This window comes from Aquiflexum gelatinilyticum (assembly GCF_024741135.1).
Classification (GTDB): Bacteria; Bacteroidota; Bacteroidia; order Cytophagales; family Cyclobacteriaceae; genus Cognataquiflexum; species Cognataquiflexum gelatinilyticum.
In genome coordinates, this window is the sequence record NZ_JANSUY010000001.1 from 49846 (window position 1) to 66813 (window position 16968).

Genomic DNA, 16968 nt, shown 5'->3' on the forward strand with positions numbered 1-16968 from the left:
TTTAACATTACCCAAAATATCCAAAATGCAAAATAATTTTATAGCCGGAGTGCCTTGGAGGAATGAAAAAGACCTGAAAACCCTAGTGGAAAACAGGACTACATATACTTTGCATGATTGCGAACTCAATATTTTTGAAACCCACCAAGAGGCTAAAAATGTCAACCTGACTTTTGGAGACCTGGTATTGACTACCATGCTCAAAGGGAAAAAGGTCATGCATTTGTTTGAAAAACCCGGATTTGAATATTTGCCGGGTGAATCTGTGATAGTCCCTCCCAATGAAGTGATGAAAATCGACTTTCCGGAAGCAAATCTGGAAAATCCCACGCAATGCATTGCCTTGTCAATTTCCAAAGAGATGATAGAAAACACCTTCAATCTATTGAACGAAAGGCTTCCTGATAAGGAAGTGACCAAGGATTGGGGTTTGGACCTATCCTATTTTCATTTAATCAATACCCAAGACCTTTCAGAAATTATCAACAGGTTTATCAGGATCGGGGTAAAAGAAAGATCCAAAGAAAAGGACCTTATCGCCTCTTTTGCATTGAAGGAACTTTTGATAAGGCTTTCCCAGACCCAAGCCAGGGAAATGCTTGAAAAGACCTACAAAGCGCTTTCATCCTCCAACAGGATGGCATATGTTATTGACTATATCAAAACAAATATCCGGGAAAACTTAAACCTTGATGAACTCAGCCAAAAGGCTTGTATGAGTAAAGCGCATTTTTCCAGGACTTTTAAAGTGGAGCTTGGCCTCTCTCCGATGGATTATATCCTGAAGGAAAGACTCAGGCTGGCCAAACAATATCTTCAACTAGCTAATTACCAAATTCAGGAAGTCTGTTTTTTGTCTGGATTTAACAATATCACCTACTTTATAAGGGCTTTCAAAAACGAATTTGGTGTTACTCCAAAGGTTTTTCAGTTAACACAGAAATAACCAAACATCCTTCGGATGTTTAAAAATTGTTAAAAAATATTTTATGGTTTTTATGGTCTTTTAATATGCTTTTATTAAGTTTAAAAAATTTTGGTAGTGAAAAACATTTAAATGTTTATAATTTACCAAAGTTTATACGGCTGTAGTCAGTTACAAATAAACCCACACTTGGAGTCTTTTACAGAGACTCCTTTTTTTATGTCTATTTTTTAAACCTGTTTTTTACTTTTCAACAAAAAATATGTAAATATTGGTTAAAATTTAAACCACTTTTTTGATTTTATACATTTTTATAATTCAACCAAATCAATACCAATCCAACAATAAGTAATTGGGATATATTTTTTTGATTTTGCATGAAAATTTGACCCTGAGATCCAAAAAACATTATGAAATTGCTTGAATCTTAATAAAAAATGGAAAATGCCTAGGTTTTGGCTCTTTTTCTAGCTTGATGTGGATTCATCTCCGATGATTATCCTGCTAACATGGTTTCATGCAGAATTTTTGGAAAGCTTTGCATTCAAAGAGATGAAAGGATGAATATTTAAGAGATATCCGATTCTTATTTCTTTTTTTTACTCTATTCTTCACAAAGATACCATGAATTAGATCCCATTCTTTTAAGGCCTATTTAAGTTTTTCTTAAGCCAATCTTAAGATTGGAGAATGAACTTTGACACATTGTTTGGAGAAAAACATTTTTAAAATGAATGGTATCACGATTATCATACCTGTATTCAATGAAGAAGGAAATATTCTAAAGATATGGTCCGAAGTTGATCATTATCGCAGAAAATCCAAGTTTGAGATCTTTACACTTTTTGTAGATGACGGTTCGACAGACGGTAGTTTATCTTTGATCAAAGAAATTTGTACCCAAAATGAAGGATTTGGCTTTATTTCATTTGAAACCAATAAGGGTTTAAGTGCGGCGATTAAGGCAGGTTTCGATTATTCCAAAAGCAAATGGGTAGGCTATATCGATGGGGACCTCCAGACCAGCCCAAGGGACTTCCTGAAATTTGAGAATCACCTTCAATCCTTTAACCTGATGACGGGTGAGCGGCAGAACCGGAAAGATGGAATAGGTAAAAGAATATCTTCTTCCTTTGCCAATTGGATCAGGAATTCATTATTGAAGGACGGTATGAAGGATACAGGATGCCCCCTGAAAATCTTCAATAGAGAATTTGCTTCGAAGCTTCCTTATTTCAATGGTTTTCATAGATTCTTCCCAGCCTTGACCCAGATCTATGGTGGAAGGATAAAGGTTATTCCTGTCAGTCATTTCCCAAGGACTGAAGGCAAATCGAAATTTAACACCTTCAACAGAATGGTTCAACCCTTGTTGGATTTGATTCTAGTATATAGATTAAAAAAAAGGAAAATCAGCTATTCCGTAAAGGAAATGCACCTTTCCAAAACCATGGTGTATCATGAATAATCTTTTGGTGTTGGGACTAGGCTTGACTGCCCAGGGACTTTTTGCTGGAAGGTTTGTGGTCCAATTACTCCAGACTGAAAAATCCCAAAAAGTTGAATCACCTGCTTTGTTTTGGAAGCTGAGTTTACTTGCTTCTTTTTTCCTTGTTGTTTATGGGTTTATCCAAAACGACATCGTTATTGTTGGAGGCCAGCTGATTGGGTATGTCATTTACATCCGTAACCTTCAGATCAAAGGTGATTGGGGGAGGTTGCCATATACGGTACGGTTATTTGCTTTTATGCTACCTGCACTCCTGTTTAGTTTCCTGGTTTTCGGTTTGAATTTCAATTGGCAAAATTTCATGGACAATCCCGAAATAGACGGGTTACTTTTGACTTGGGGAACAGTAGGACAGGTAATCTTTTCCTCCAGATTTGTGATTCAATGGTTGCATTCGGAGAAACTCAATGAGTCTGCCTTCCCGATTTCATTTTGGTATATCAGCATTGCAGGGGCATTGATGATATCGGTTTACGCAATATTTAGGCAGGATGCGGTGCTCTTTATTGGGCAAGCATTTGGTTTGGTTGTTTACTTTCGCAACATGTACATCCATTACCAGCCTATATTGAAAAAGCCTGTTTCTTTGGTTTCAAAGTTCAGAGATTTCAGACTCCCTACGCTCATGGTTTTTATGGGAATGGTTTTGTTTTTTAATCTTGGAAACTGGGAAGTAACCGAAGGCAGTGAGGCCAGGTATGCTCAGATATCAAAAGAAATGTTGACTTCCGGTGATTATATCCATCCTACATTGATGGGAATTTATCATTATCATAAGCCCCCGATGACTTATTGGATTACATCATTAGCGTATAAGGTATTCGGAATTTCTTCATGGGCTGCACGTTTTATCTTACAAATCGCCATCCTCGTACAGGTCATGTTAGTCTTTCAGATTGGGAAGCTATTTTTCGAAAATAGAAAAACTGCATTTTATGCTGCTCTGATTTTCGCATCATTTTCCATCATAATTGTCTCGGGAAGGGCTTTAACAACCGATGCATACCTCGCGGTCTTTGTCTTGGCTGCTATGTATTCCTGGTTTTTGTATTTCAAAGCTCAGCAAAGAAGGCATTTGCTCTTGTTCTACCTGTTCCTTGGACTTGGTTTTCTGACTAAAGGCCCTGTGGTTTTGATAGTTCCGGTTTCAGTCTTGCTATTTCAAAAAATCAGTCAAAAAACCAAACTGGGAAATCTCTTCGGTCATCTTTTAGGCTTGGGAATATTCCTTATAATCGGACTTAGCTGGTTTGTTTTGTTATATATTGAAGACAGGCAATTTTTAGATTATTTTGTTTTCAAACATACAATCCAAAGGTTTTCCACCAATACCTTCAGCAGAAGTCAGCCCTTTTGGTATTATTTTGCCATCGTCGGAGTAACTGCTTTTCCTTGGATTTGGATTATTTTATTTCAGGCCAAAAAAATCTTGCTTGAAAGAAATAAGCGATTGTCCCTACTACTGGCTTGGATCTTTATTCCTTTGGTATTTTTCTCCCTGAGCCAATCCAAACTTGTCCTTTATATCCTTCCAATTTTTCCCGCCATAGCACTTGCAGGTGCTCTCATATGGTCAAATTTGCCTGAAAAAAGTCAGGTTTTTTGGGATAAGATTCAGTTTTGGTTTCACATTATTGTCATTTTAGGTTTGGGATTTAGTCCGCTTTTGGACCCGAGGATTGTCCTCAAATATAAATTTTTCTTTATCCTCGTTCTGACTGCTGCTCTTTTGATTTCCATTCGGCTTGTCACTATCAAATCGATGGACAGGGCTGTTTTGACAGCATTTTTATTTATCATGGGGATCACTGCTGCATCAACCTATTTTATGGGAAATAATTCAGGACTGGTCAAGGATCAAAAAAACGTTGCTGCTTTTATCAATGATGAACTTCCGGAAGCCCGACATATTTTGGTCTACAACCGAAGGATACCCTCCATGTCATTTTTAACAGATAAAAATATTATCTCTCTCTACGACGGTTCGGCTGATCTGAATAGGGAAACCCAATTTCAAAAAGACGATTTATGGAAAGCCAATTTGATTAACCTTAAAGATGATCCGGATTGGTTATCACAAAAGATGCCTGACCAATCTGTTTTAATGATCAAAAATGACGGCAAGAGCCCCATTATGGTCCAAAAAGCCATAACACTTTTTCCAAATCAAATTGAACTAGATGGTTGGCTTTTGTTTTATTGAGGTGATTTCACCTACTTAATCATCTTTAAAAATGGAAAGAATTTGTAATTTGAGAAAAATGGAAAATATCAGATCATGAGGATTTTGGTAATAGAAGATGAGAAGGGGATTTCAGGTTTTTTGAAACAAGGACTTGAAGAGGAATCCTATGCAGTAGACGTGGCAGATGAAGGGAAACATGGCTTGGAGTTAGCCTTAAGTGGAGATTACGACCTCTTATTGGTGGATTGGATGCTTCCCGGAATGAGTGGAATAGAAATTACCCGAAACTTCAGAAAAGCCTTTCCTGATACGCCTCTGATATTTCTTACCGCAAAAGATACTTCTGATGAAGCAGTCTTTGCACTGCAGGCGGGTGCGAATGATTACATCAGAAAGCCTTTTCATTTTGAAGAATTGCTTGCCAGGATCAGGGTGCAGCTAAGACCAAAATCAGGACAGCAACTGAATTTCACCCTTGGACCGATCGTTTTGTATACCGAAAACCATCGGGTAGAAAAGGATGGAAAGGAAGTTTTCCTAACGCAAAAAGAATTTGCTCTCCTTGAATTTCTCATCCGAAACAAGGGAAAAGTATGCAGGAGAAGTAGAATCATAGAAAGCGTATGGAATATCCATTTTGAATATGACACCGGCGTGATCGATGTTTTTATCAATTCCATCAGAAAAAAACTCGGTCTCAGCAAAGAAGATAATTACTTACAGACTATCAGAGGTGTCGGTTACATGGCACAGGAAATATGAATCTCCCTTATAAAATCCGGCTTTCCATTTACCTTACAGGCGCCTCTGCGCTGATTGTTTTGCTTGCTTTTTGGCTGATATATGGGGTCGCAAACTGGACCCTAATCAGGATCATCGACCAGGATTTAGCCTTAGAGACCAAAGTTCACCAAGATCAGATTACAGTCGTGGATGGAAAGATCAGGTTTTCTCATAAAGACGAATGGGAAGAGGAGGAGCATAAGGAAATCCAGTTTCATCCGATATTTATAGAAATCGTAGATCCGGAAGGGAATCAACTTGATAATTCACCTAATCTGGGAAACCTGAGACTTGGTTTCCAAAAAAACCATTCTTCCGATATAGAAGGATATAACCAGTTTTTGGGAAATCAGGAATTACGACAAATGCAGATTGCTTTAAAACATGAGGGAAAAATTGAGGGCTACCTCCTTGTCGCTACTTCATTTGAGGAGTCAAGAAACTTACTCAATAACCTCAGGATAATATTATTTCTTTTATATCCCCTTATTTTGATATCGCTTTTTTTGACGATGAGGTTTTTGGCAGGGAAGAGTATCCAGCCTGTAGATAAAATAACCAAAAGGGCAAAAATGATTTCCCAGAAAAATCTCAACGAGCGGATACCCCTTCCGGAAAATAACGATGAGATAAAAGCGCTTACAGTTGCCATCAACGACCTGCTCGAAAGGTTGGAAGAGGCCATGAAAAGAGAGCAACAATTCACTTCGGATGCCTCTCATGAACTGCGAACACCGCTTTCTGTGCTCAAAGGAAATTTTGAGGTGTTGATCCGTAAGCCCCGGGAACAGCATGAATACATCGCCAAAGTAAAATCAGGTCTGGAAGAAATCGACAAATTAAACAGCATCATTGATCAGTTGCTTGCCTTGGCAAGGTTTCAAAAAGATGCCTGGGATATCCATGAAATTGATCTTGGTAGTATAGCGCAAGAAGTGACAGATTCGATTTTTAAAAGCAAAGGAAGGCAGGTCCATTTCCAAAACCGGTACGAATTGCCTCTTTACGTGCAGTCAAATGAAAAATCGGTTTTTATCATATTGAACAACCTCCTTCAAAATGCCCTGAAATATTCCAAGGAAGACACAGAAGTTTCAATTTCCATCTGGAGAGAAGATTCCAACGGTATTCTTGAAGTGAAGGACAATGGAATCGGTATTGATAAAGAGGCCCAGTCCAAAGTTTTTAATCCTTTTTATCGTGAAAATTCGCCTGAACTTGGCAAAGTACAGGGCTCCGGATTGGGACTTTCGATAGTTAAAAAATTATGTGACCAACTGGGAATCTCCATCTTCCTCCAAAGTGAAAAAGGTCATGGGACAGCTGTACGGCTTATTTTTCCGGATAAGGTTTAATTTTTTGAGTACATCAGATACAGTGTACCTATAACTATAACGACACCATTTTGGGATAGGGACTAAGATTGAAACTTCGGTTTGCAATTCCATCCGTTCAGGAGCCTTGTGTGTAGTAGATTTTTAGGGCATAGGCGAAGAAAAGGATAGCCATATTTTTTTAAGCAAACCTTAAGAATTCCCTAAGGAAAGCCAAAGGTTACCGGGGATACATTTGAGCCAACATAGGCCTTTTTATTTCCCCTACCATGAAAAAGTTCATTACAATTATTACCATTCTCATAGCGACTACATATTCTGCTTTAGCCCAAGACGTCGATAGCCTTTTGCTGTCTTTGGATTCGGAAATTGAAGAACCCGTCAAATTGCTTCCTGACAAAATCATGTTTACCCAAAGAATATTCTGGGGTGAAAGGGGACTATTGAGAAGAACAGGCATCATGCCGCTCAATGAAGAAAACCGGATCAAAGAACTCAAAATCCGAAGAACTATGCTTGTGACGCATCAGGTCCTCGGATATGCAACTTTGGCCGGGATGATCGCCCAAGGGATAGTCGGCGGAAAGCTTTACAATGGCGAAACCCAACTCAAGGATGCGCACGAAAGCCTGGCAGCAGCAGTGAATATCGGGTATTTTACAGGTGCTGCTCTTTCGCTCTTTTCACCTCCGCCTCTTATTTCCAAAGAAGTCAAAGGGTTGAATTCCATCAAAGCACACAAAATCCTGGCTTCCATTCACTTTACCGCCATGGTAGCGACCAATATGTTGGCCGAGAAAGCCGAAGATCCCCGATATGCCAAATTCCATAAAGCAGCAGCATTTACCGCATTTGGAGCATTTGCAGGAGCGACCATTGTCATGAAATTCTAAATTTAAACACATGAAAATCTACCTGATTTTAATATTATTAATAGTGGGTTCCGGACTTAATCTGCCAAGTGTCAGCATGAAGGCCAAAAAAGATACCTCGGAAATTTCCTACAGCGCCAGCCATTCACTCCATGACTGGACAGGTGTCAACAAAGACGTAAATGCCGTGATTGTCCTTGATGATACCGGAAATACCATCCAAAAAGTAGCAGTTAGCGCCATGGTTTCCGGCTTTGACAGTCAAAACTCCAGTCGGGATTCGCATGCACTGGAAGTATTGGAATCGCTCAAATATCCCAAAGTCCAGTTTGTCAGTACTTCCATTTCCCAACAAAATGAAGAACTGGATGTCAAGGGAAACCTGACTTTCCATGGTGTTACAAAACCTGTTCAATTCAAGGCAATAGCCAAAAAGAAAGATAAAGGCCTGGAGGTCGAGGGGGAGATCCCTGTTTCTCTTGAAGCCTACAATGTCGAGCGGCCAAGCTTTATGTTGGTCAAAACCGAAGACACCATCAAAATCAATTTCCATCTCGAATTCTATCCTTAACCATTTTTTCTTCTGAAGTAAAAGTCTTGAAACCATGTTAGACAAAATCATCCGTTGGAGTGTAGGAAATAAGATCATCGTATTTCTCTTTATTCTTGGTCTTATAGGTTTTGGCATATATTCATTGTCGCAGATTCCCATTGGCGCTGTGCCCGATGTGACCAACAATCAGGTCCAGGTGATTACCACTTCCCGGAATCTTTCCACCGAAGATGTAGAAAAATACCTGACCTATCCCATAGAGTTGGAGATGGTCAACTTGCCAGGGGTCAAAGAAATCCGGTCAGTATCAAAGTTCGGGCTGTCGGTTGTAACGATAGTTTTTGAGGACAATATGGGCACCTACCTGCCCAGACAACTCATTGCTGAAAAAATCAAAACTGCCGAACAAAATATTCCTGCAGGATTTGGACAGCCTTTTATGGGTCCGATTTCTACGGGTCTGGGGGAGATTTTTCAATACATCATAGATGTCAAGCCGGGATATGAAGACAGGTACAACCTAACTGATCTGAGGACGATTCAGGATTGGGTGGTCAAAAGACAGCTTTCCGGGATTTCCGGAGTCGTTGAAGTAAATACCTGGGGAGGATTTTTGAAGCAATATGAAGTAGCAGTCAGCCCTGAAAGACTCAAAGCCATGAATATAGACCTGGTGCAGGTATTCAAGGCATTGGAGGAGAACAATGCCATCGCAGGTGGTGGGTATATCGAAAAAACCAATGAATCTTTTTTCATCCGGGCAGAAGGTCAGGTCAAGACCTTGGAAGAGATCGGAATGATCGTGGTGGATATCCGAAATGGTTCGCCAATTTTAGTAAGAGACCTGGGAAAAGTCGGTTTTGGCCATGCAAACAGGTTTGGAGCAATAACTGCAAACGGTCAAGGAGAAAAAGTCCTCGGACAGGTGATGATGCTCAAAGACGCGGATTCCAAAGCCACGATTGAGCGAGTCAAAGCAAAATTGGAACAGATAAGTCCTACACTTCCCGAAGGCATTGTGGTCAATGGATTTTTGGATAGAAGCGAACTGATCGGAAAAACCACTTTTACCATTGCGGAAAACCTGATCTTGGGTTGTTTGATAGTGGTCTTCGTGGTAGTCCTTTTGCTCGGCAATTTGAGATCGGGATTGGTGGTCTCCTCTGTGATTCCCTTGAGTCTGCTGTTTGCTTTGTCCCTGATGTACATTTTTGGAGTAGACGCCAACTTGATGAGTTTGGGTGCTATCGACTTCGGGATCATCATTGATGGGGCTGTCATCATAGTAGAGTTTATCGCTTTTCAATTGACAGATAAATATGGTCTCCTTTTAGGTTTATCCAAAACCGAAACAAGGATCCAAAAAGATAAAATTGCCATAGAAAGTGCCTCCAAAATGATGCATTCGGCTGTTTTTGGGCAGATTATCATCATCATTGTCTTTATTCCCATCCTTTCTTTATCAGGTGTGGAGGGAAAAATGTTTGGCCCGATGGCAAAGGTTTTTAGCTTTGCACTTTTGGGAACCATGATTTTGGGATTGACTTATGTGCCTGTGGTCTCCTCTCTTTTTCTCAAAGCTACTGATCCAAACAAAAGAAATATTACCAACAGGCTAATTGACTGGATCAACAGCTTGTACCAACCTTCGATTGAGTGGGCTCTTGGAAGGAAAAAAACTGTCCTGACTTTAGCGGCTGCTTTGCTCATCATTTCCTTTGCGGTTTTTTCCCGCATGGGTGCGGAGTTTATCCCGACTTTGGATGAAGGTGATTTTGTCATCCAACCGGTTCTCAAGACAGGTACCACACTCAGCAATACCATCGAAACGACTACCGAAATTGAAAATATCCTGCTTGGATTTCCAGAAGTGGATCAGGTGGTCAGTAGAATTGGTGCAGCCGAAATTCCCACAGACCCCATGTCTATGGAGGAGAGCGATATCATCGTGACTTTAAAGCCACCAAAGGAATGGACAACTGTATCCACCAAAGATGAATTGGCAGACGCTTTCAAAGATTCACTTTCTGTTATCGCCGGTTTGGAGTTTGAATTCACTCAACCTATAGAAATGAGGTTCAACGAACTCATCACTGGTGTCAGGGCAGATCTTGCGATCAAGGTTTTTGGGGAAGACCTGGATATCCTCAACCAAAAAGCAAAGGAAATCGAAGCAGCCATTCAGGGAGTTGAGGGTGCAGCGGATATCATTGTCGAGAAGACAGCCGGATTACCCCAAATGAAAATCAGGTACGACCGGGAGAAGATTGCCAAATATGGCATCAATATCAGCACACTAAATGACATCATTACGATGGGATTTGCAGGTAAATCTGCAGGAACAGTTTTCGAAGGTGAAAAACAATTTGACCTGGTGATCAGATTTGCCGGAGAATTCAGACAAGACCTCGACAACATCCGTCAGGCATCAGTCAACCTGCCAAATGGGAGTTCCCTGCCTTTGAGTGAGTTTGCGGAAATTTACCTGGACAAAGGTCCCGCTAAGATATCCCGAGATGGATCCAGAAGAAGGGTTGTTATCGGTGTCAATGTCAGAAACAGGGATTTGCAGTCTGTGGTGACTGATATCCAAGCAATCATCCAATCTAAAGTCAAATTGCCAGATGGATATTATATCGATTATGGCGGTCAATTCGAAAACCTCAATATGGCAAAAGCAAGGCTGATTATTGCAGTTCCCATTGCCTTGGCGCTGATATTTTTGCTGCTGTTTTTTGCCCTTTCTTCTATCAAAGAAGCTCTTATGATTTATACAGCGATTCCATTTTCGGCAGTGGGAGGGATTTTATTGCTCTACTTCCGTGGAATGCCGTTCAGCATTTCTGCAGGAGTCGGATTCATTGCGCTCTTTGGGATTGCGGTGCTTAATGGGATCGTTCTTATCGAGCATTTTAAGGAATTACAAAATGAACATGGTGGTGATCTGAAGTCCCTGATTTTAAGGGGAACAAAAGAGAGGTTGAGGCCGGTGCTTTTGACAGCTGCGGCTGCTGCCATGGGATTTTTGCCAATGGCCATTTCAACTTCTGCAGGGGCTGAAGTTCAGCGTCCTTTGGCCACAGTAGTGGTGGGAGGATTGATCTCGGCGACTTTGCTGACGATGATTGTACTTCCGGTTTTGTACACGATGTTTCATTCAACCAAAAAAAGCCATGAACTCCAATCTTAAATTTATATTCCTCTTGGCTTGCTTGACATGGAACTTACCATTCAGTGCTTTTGCCCAGAAAGAATCCATCGATCTGGCCTCGGCCATTGATTCTGCTTTGCAAAACAACCTAGGTTTGAAATCCGCCCAACAAAGAGTAGAAGCGACTAAGGCGATGATTCCAGCAGGATTCAACCTAGACAAAACACAGGTATTTTTCAGGCACGACCAAAATGACATTGCCGAGAATGGCTATTCAAACAAAGTGTTTGGGATCAGCCAAAGTATGCAGTTTCCTACAGTCTATGGCAGTCAACGGAGGGTGTACGAAGACCTGGGAATGGTAGAACAACAGCAATATCTGCTGACGCAGAATCAGATCATCAAAGAGGTTTCACAGACTTATTATACCATTGTCTATCTCCAAAAATTGGAGAGCAATTACCGCTTTCTGGACAGCTTATACCAGCAGTTTTCCATCGCAGCCAGCAGACGGTATGAGCTTGGAGAAACCAATTACCTTGAAAAACTCACTGCAAGGAGCAAGATGCGGGAACTTTCAGTAAGGCTTCACCAGACTATCGAAAGCAAAAACCAAGCTTATGTCAGGCTGGAGCAACTGATTCAAGTGGGACGGGAATTCGAAATTCCTGACCAAGAATTATTGCCCTTGCTTACTCAAAATTGGGAGATGGAAAATCATCCCGGTGTCCAGTTTTATGAGCAATCCATTAACCTGAAGACTGATAACCTTTCCCTCGAAAGACAAAGGCTTTTGCCGGATCTCCATGGGGAGTTTTTCCGTGGGACGAATACCGGGCCGAATGCCAGGATTTATCCGGGAGTACAGGTTGGCGTTTCTATTCCGCTTTGGTTTGGAGCCCAAAAAGCTAAAATCAACTCATCTAAGTTTGAACTCGTCCAAACCAATCTTGCCGCAGAAAATTATTCTTTTCAGCTCAACAATAGGAGAGCCCAATTAGAAATCGAACTGCAGAAGTTTCAGGAAGCAATTTCCTTTTATACCGAAGAAGGGCAGCAGCTTAGCAAGCAGCTGATCGCACAGGGAAACCAAGCCTACAAAGGGGGTGAGATCGACTTCTTTCAATATGTTTTACTGATCGAAAACTCAAGAAACATTGAGGTCGATTACCTCACAAACCTCCAGGAATATAACATGACTGTATTGGAAATCAATTACCTGATCAATCCTTGAATTATGAAAAATCAAATTTATATAGTGTTACTTTCAGCTGTCATGACTTGGATGTTTTCAGCATGCGGTGCAGAAAAAGACCAATCGATTGTGATTCCGGAAGAAAAGGAACTGAATGAAATTATCATCAGCAAAGCCCAGTTTGAAAAAGGCCAAATGGCTTTGGATTCACTCACAGTACATACCTTTTCAGATTTTATCCTGACCAATGGCATGGTCAATATTCCAGCTGAAGGGAGGTTTGATGTGAGTTCTTACTTTGGAGGAAATATAGTCCGGTTTGACCTGCTGATAGGTCAAAAAATCCAAAAAGGCCAAGTCCTTTTTACGATCGAAAACCCTGAATTTGTCCAGATGCAGCAGGATTATCTGGATGCGATGAGTCAGCTTACTTATCTCAAGTCTGACTATGAACGTCAAAAAACACTCAATGCTGAGAATATATCCTCTCAAAAGAATTTTGCAAAAGCTGAGTCTGATTACAAAAGTACATTGGCCAAAACCGAAAGTCTCAGAAAGATGCTCCAATTGGTCAATATTTCATCGACTCAATTGGATGCATCCAAAATTACCTCAAAGGCTAATATCTATGCGCCGATCTCAGGATATATCGAATCCATCAAAGTCAATCAGGGAACTTATCTGAATCCTTCAGATATCGCCCTGACCATCATCAATAAGGATCACTTGCATATTGAGCTCAATGTTTTTGAACAGGATGCCATAGCCTTGGAAATTGGTCAGGAGGTTACTTTTTATCTGCCTGATAATAAAAGCAGGGAATTCAAAGGAAAGATATTTCTCATCGGACAGTCCATCAATGAAAAGAGGATGCTCAATATCCATGTCCACCTGGACAACGAAAAAGAAGGGGACTTACTCGTTCCGGGGATGTTTATAGAAGCTAAAATCGCTGTCAAAAGCAGTAAAAATACGGCATTGCCCATCGCAGCGGTAATCAATTCTGATGAAGTCAATTATGTATTGGCTATGACCCAAACAGAAAATGACCTCTACTATTTCAAAAAAACCAAAGTTGAAATAGGTCTGCAAGATGACCAAATGGTGGAGGTAAAACCTGAGATATCCTTCAAGCCGGGAACAATATTTCTCTCAAAAGGAGGATTTCAATTGATCAAATAGAAACCATACTAAACCAAAACGACTATGAATCCTGCTCACCTTCATCTTATTTTCAACCATTTTCCTATCATCATTCCTATCATTGGGTTTTTGGTCATGCTTGCCGGCTTTGCTTTCCGTTCGGAATTACTCAAAAGAACGGCGTTTGGATTATTTATTCTTGGTGCACTCTTTACACTTCCAGCTTTTGGTACCGGTGAAGATGCGGAGGAGGTAATCGAGAACCTTCCAGGGATAGAAGAAACCTTTATCGAGAATCACGAAGAGGCCGCGGAGACTTTTGCCTACCTTTCCTATGGTTTGGGAGTCTTTTCATTGATTGGGTTTTGGGCCAATTGGAAACAAAAATCTCTTGCCAATTCTATCTCTATCGCTGTCTTGTTATTTGCCGTTGTGGTATTGTTCTTTGCCAAGGAAGCCGGAACAACCGGTGGGGAAATCCGCCATCCCGAAATAAGGGAGGGATTTGTGGCACCTGAGGAATAAAAAAAAATAAAAATTATTAATGATGAATGTAATTTTTGTGGAGCCACAAACATTTGTAGAATAAACAGGAAGATGGAAATTCAAAATTCTTTCCTACTCTTGGAAAACCCTAGCGTACGTTTCGGAAAAGAGAAAACATTCCTCAATTATTATCTGTACCTCTTGCTATTCCTTCTTTTCCATTGCAGTAAAAAAAATGTTTGGTGTAATTAGTCCATTAAATGTTAAATTGGATTCCGCATTGATTTTTAGATAATTATGGAATACAAAGGCCTCAGTGATCAGCAAGTAATCGCAAACCGTAAGACTTTTGGAACCAATGAAATGGGTGAAAAAACCAAAAATCCTATTTGGGGAATTTTACTTGAAATCATCAAAGAGCCTCTGTTTGTTATTTTACTTGTTGCCTCCTCAATATACTTTATTCTTGGAGAAACTACCGAGGGAATCATCATGTTCGTGGCCATCGGGTTGGTTTCGGGGATTTCTATTTTTCAGGAAAACAAGAGTCGAAATGCTGTCAATGCGCTCAAGAAGTTATCCAGTCCCCAAGCGAAAGTTTACCGAAATGGCGAAATAATCAAAATCCCAACCGAAGAGATCGTGGTAAAAGACCTGATCTTGGTAGAAGATGGAAACTTGATTCCGGCTGATGCGAAGATCGTTGAAGCACATGATTTTTCTGTCAATGAAAGTATACTGACAGGAGAATCCCTTTCCCTCTCCAAGGACCGGGATTCGGATCCTCCTATTATTTTTCAGGGTACCTTGGTCGATACCGGCAACTGCGTCGCAGAGGTCCATGCAATAGGCAGGAACACCAAATTGGGGAAAATAGGGACAAGTTTGGAGGAAATCGAACAGACCAAAACCCCACTGCAGACCCAGATCAAAAGCTTTGTCCGGTACATGGTCAGTTTTGGTGCCATTGCTTTTTTATTAGTATGGGGAATCAATTACATGATTTCCAAAGACCTTCTGAATGCTTTACTTCAGGGATTGACTTTAGCGATGTCGATTTTGCCTGAGGAAATACCTGTCGCATTTAGCACTTTTATGGCTCTTGGTGCTTACCGTCTTTACAAAAACAAAGTCATTACCAGAAGTCCCTATACAGTAGAAACCCTTGGTGCCGCAACAATTATCTGTACAGATAAGACAGGAACCTTGACCGAGAATAGGATGGAGCTTCGGGCGATTTTTGATATTGAAAAAGGAAGTCTCCAGGATTTTACCCAAGATATGCCTGAATTCAGTCAAACATTGGAATACGCCCTTTGGGCTTCGGAAATCCTTCCATTTGACCCAATGGAAAAATCCATTCACGAAATTTATGAAAAGGTGGCGCCAAGTGATGAAAGAAAGTCCGCCAAAATGCTTCATGAATATCCACTTGGTGGCAAGCCGCCGATCATGACACATATTTTTCAAAAAGGAAATGGGGAAAAAGTCATTGCTGTCAAAGGCGCTGTGGAGGGAGTATTAGATCAATCCAAATTGTCAGGGTCAGAAAAGAAAACTGTTTTGGAAAATGTGGAAAAATTCACACAAAAAGGTTTCAGGGTTTTGGCAGTTGGCAAAGCAGATCCATCCATAAATGCCTTCCCAAAGACGCAACAGGAATTCGAATTTGAGTTTTTGGGCTTATTGGCTTTTTATGATCCTCCAAAGAAAAATATCGAGAAAGTCCTGAATTCATTTTACAAAGCAGGAATTGAAGTAAAAATGATCACCGGAGACTATCCCCAAACTGCCGCAGCAATTGCCGAGCAGGTTGGATTGAAATCCGATGGGGCCATATTGACCGGAGATGAAGTCATGGCAATGGAGTCCTCTGAACTTCAGCAAAAAGCGAAGCAAACCCATGTTTTCGCACGGATGTTTCCGGAAGCCAAACTCAAAGTAGTCGAAGCCCTCAAGCAAAACGGGGAAGTGGTCGCCATGACCGGAGACGGGGTTAATGATGGACCTGCCCTCAAAGCTGCCCATATCGGCATCGCAATGGGAAAGCGGGGAAGCGAAGTGGCTAAGTCTGCCGCAGCTTTGGTGCTGGTGGATGACGATTTGGGACACATGACCGAAGCAGTTGCACTGGGTAGACGGATCTATGAAAACCTCAAAAAAGCCATCCAATACATCATTTCCATCCATATTCCCATCATTTTGATAGTATTGTTGCCTTTGGTTTTGGGTTGGGAGTTTACCGTGATTTTTACTCCGATACATGTAATTTTTCTTGAACTGATCATGGGGCCGACCTGTTCCATCGTATTTGAAAATGAACCGATCGAGCCGGATTCCATGAACAAGCCGCCTAGGGTGATGTCTCAGACTTTCTTTTCTTGGTCAGAACTCTCTTTGAGTGTGGTTCAAGGTCTGGCAATTACCGGGGCTTGTTTGGGTTTTGGGTATTTTCTGATGAATTCCGGAAATAGCGAAGCAACGGTCAGGACTTTGATTTTCTCCACTTTGGTGTTCAGTAATATCTTTCTGACACTTGTGAACAGGTCATTCTATTTTTCAGTAGTTAAAACTTTGACTTACGAAAATAAACTTGTTCCGATTGTATTGGGAATTTCACTTGCGCTTTTGGTTTTGATTTTGACCATTCCTTCCTTTTTGAAGGTGTTTGATTTTGAAGCCGTGAGCTTCAATACCCTGCTCTATTCCTTGCTGATTTCTTCTTTAGGGGTATTTTGGATAGAGGTTTGGAAATTTTTTAAAAGGAAAAAGGTAGGGAAATCATTAATGATGAATTGAAAATTCAGAATGAGGATGTTTGTGGGGATACA

At 40.8% G+C, this 16968-nt stretch carries 12 protein-coding genes; all 12 read left to right on the top strand.

Features of this window, described 5'->3' with window-relative positions; all coding sequences use genetic code 11:
- Positions 1 to 25: 25 nt before the first annotated feature.
- The 12 genes from NU887_RS00190 (at position 26) to NU887_RS00245 (ending at position 16936) form a co-directional block, all read left to right on the top strand.
- Entirely contained in the window at positions 26 to 946 is a 921-nt protein-coding gene (locus tag NU887_RS00190) for an AraC family transcriptional regulator (protein WP_258421328.1), read from the top strand.
- A gap of 709 nt (positions 947 to 1655) precedes the next feature.
- Positions 1656 to 2393, top strand: coding sequence for a glycosyltransferase family 2 protein (locus tag NU887_RS00195; protein WP_258421329.1), 738 nt, complete (start codon positions 1656 to 1658; stop codon positions 2391 to 2393).
- Positions 2386 to 4638, top strand: a complete 2253-nt coding sequence (locus NU887_RS00200; protein WP_258421330.1) for a lipid-A-disaccharide synthase N-terminal domain-containing protein — start codon at positions 2386 to 2388, stop codon at positions 4636 to 4638. The genes NU887_RS00195 and NU887_RS00200 overlap by 8 nt, the downstream gene beginning before the upstream one ends.
- Positions 4639 to 4713: 75 nt before the next feature.
- Positions 4714 to 5382, top strand: a complete 669-nt coding sequence (locus tag NU887_RS00205) for a response regulator transcription factor (RefSeq protein ID WP_258421331.1) — start codon at positions 4714 to 4716, stop codon at positions 5380 to 5382.
- The gene (locus NU887_RS00210) at positions 5379 to 6758 is read left to right on the top strand and encodes a sensor histidine kinase (RefSeq protein ID WP_258421332.1); all 1380 of its coding nucleotides are present in this window, start codon (positions 5379 to 5381) and stop codon (positions 6756 to 6758) included. Before NU887_RS00205 ends, NU887_RS00210 begins: the two co-directional genes overlap by 4 nt.
- 248 nt (positions 6759 to 7006) lie before the next feature.
- Positions 7007 to 7630, top strand: a complete 624-nt coding sequence (locus NU887_RS00215) for a hypothetical protein (RefSeq protein ID WP_258421333.1) — start codon at positions 7007 to 7009, stop codon at positions 7628 to 7630.
- Between the two features lie 10 nt (positions 7631 to 7640).
- Positions 7641 to 8180, top strand: a complete 540-nt coding sequence (locus NU887_RS00220; RefSeq protein WP_258421334.1) for a YceI family protein — start codon at positions 7641 to 7643, stop codon at positions 8178 to 8180.
- Positions 8181 to 8214: 34 nt separating this feature from the next.
- Positions 8215 to 11352 carry an efflux RND transporter permease subunit gene (locus tag NU887_RS00225; RefSeq protein WP_258421335.1) on the top strand — a complete coding sequence of 1046 codons (3138 nt, stop codon included), beginning with the start codon at positions 8215 to 8217 and terminating at the stop codon, positions 11350 to 11352.
- Positions 11336 to 12547 carry a TolC family protein gene (locus NU887_RS00230; protein ID WP_258421336.1) on the top strand — a complete coding sequence of 404 codons (1212 nt, stop codon included), beginning with the start codon at positions 11336 to 11338 and terminating at the stop codon, positions 12545 to 12547. The genes NU887_RS00225 and NU887_RS00230 overlap by 17 nt, the downstream gene beginning before the upstream one ends.
- A gap of 3 nt (positions 12548 to 12550) precedes the next feature.
- Entirely contained in the window at positions 12551 to 13690 is a 1140-nt protein-coding gene (locus NU887_RS00235; RefSeq protein WP_258421337.1) for an efflux RND transporter periplasmic adaptor subunit, read from the top strand.
- Positions 13691 to 13714: 24 nt separating this feature from the next.
- Positions 13715 to 14176 (top strand): hypothetical protein, encoded by a 462-nt coding sequence (locus tag NU887_RS00240; RefSeq protein WP_258421338.1) that lies wholly within the window; start codon positions 13715 to 13717, stop codon positions 14174 to 14176.
- Positions 14177 to 14434: 258 nt separating this feature from the next.
- Positions 14435 to 16936, top strand: a complete 2502-nt coding sequence (locus NU887_RS00245; RefSeq protein ID WP_258421339.1) for a cation-translocating P-type ATPase — start codon at positions 14435 to 14437, stop codon at positions 16934 to 16936.
- Positions 16937 to 16968: the final 32 nt, after the last annotated feature.

Coding starts and splice junctions, on each gene's coding strand:
- NU887_RS00190 (WP_258421328.1), top strand. CDS start 26: ATGCAAAATAATTTTATAGCCGGAGTGCCTTGGAGGAATGAAAAAGAC.
- NU887_RS00195 (WP_258421329.1), top strand. CDS start 1,656: ATGAATGGTATCACGATTATCATACCTGTATTCAATGAAGAAGGAAAT.
- NU887_RS00200 (WP_258421330.1), top strand. CDS start 2,386: ATGAATAATCTTTTGGTGTTGGGACTAGGCTTGACTGCCCAGGGACTT.
- NU887_RS00205 (WP_258421331.1), top strand. CDS start 4,714: ATGAGGATTTTGGTAATAGAAGATGAGAAGGGGATTTCAGGTTTTTTG.
- NU887_RS00210 (WP_258421332.1), top strand. CDS start 5,379: ATGAATCTCCCTTATAAAATCCGGCTTTCCATTTACCTTACAGGCGCC.
- NU887_RS00215 (WP_258421333.1), top strand. CDS start 7,007: ATGAAAAAGTTCATTACAATTATTACCATTCTCATAGCGACTACATAT.
- NU887_RS00220 (WP_258421334.1), top strand. CDS start 7,641: ATGAAAATCTACCTGATTTTAATATTATTAATAGTGGGTTCCGGACTT.
- NU887_RS00225 (WP_258421335.1), top strand. CDS start 8,215: ATGTTAGACAAAATCATCCGTTGGAGTGTAGGAAATAAGATCATCGTA.
- NU887_RS00230 (WP_258421336.1), top strand. CDS start 11,336: ATGAACTCCAATCTTAAATTTATATTCCTCTTGGCTTGCTTGACATGG.
- NU887_RS00235 (WP_258421337.1), top strand. CDS start 12,551: ATGAAAAATCAAATTTATATAGTGTTACTTTCAGCTGTCATGACTTGG.
- NU887_RS00240 (WP_258421338.1), top strand. CDS start 13,715: ATGAATCCTGCTCACCTTCATCTTATTTTCAACCATTTTCCTATCATC.
- NU887_RS00245 (WP_258421339.1), top strand. CDS start 14,435: ATGGAATACAAAGGCCTCAGTGATCAGCAAGTAATCGCAAACCGTAAG.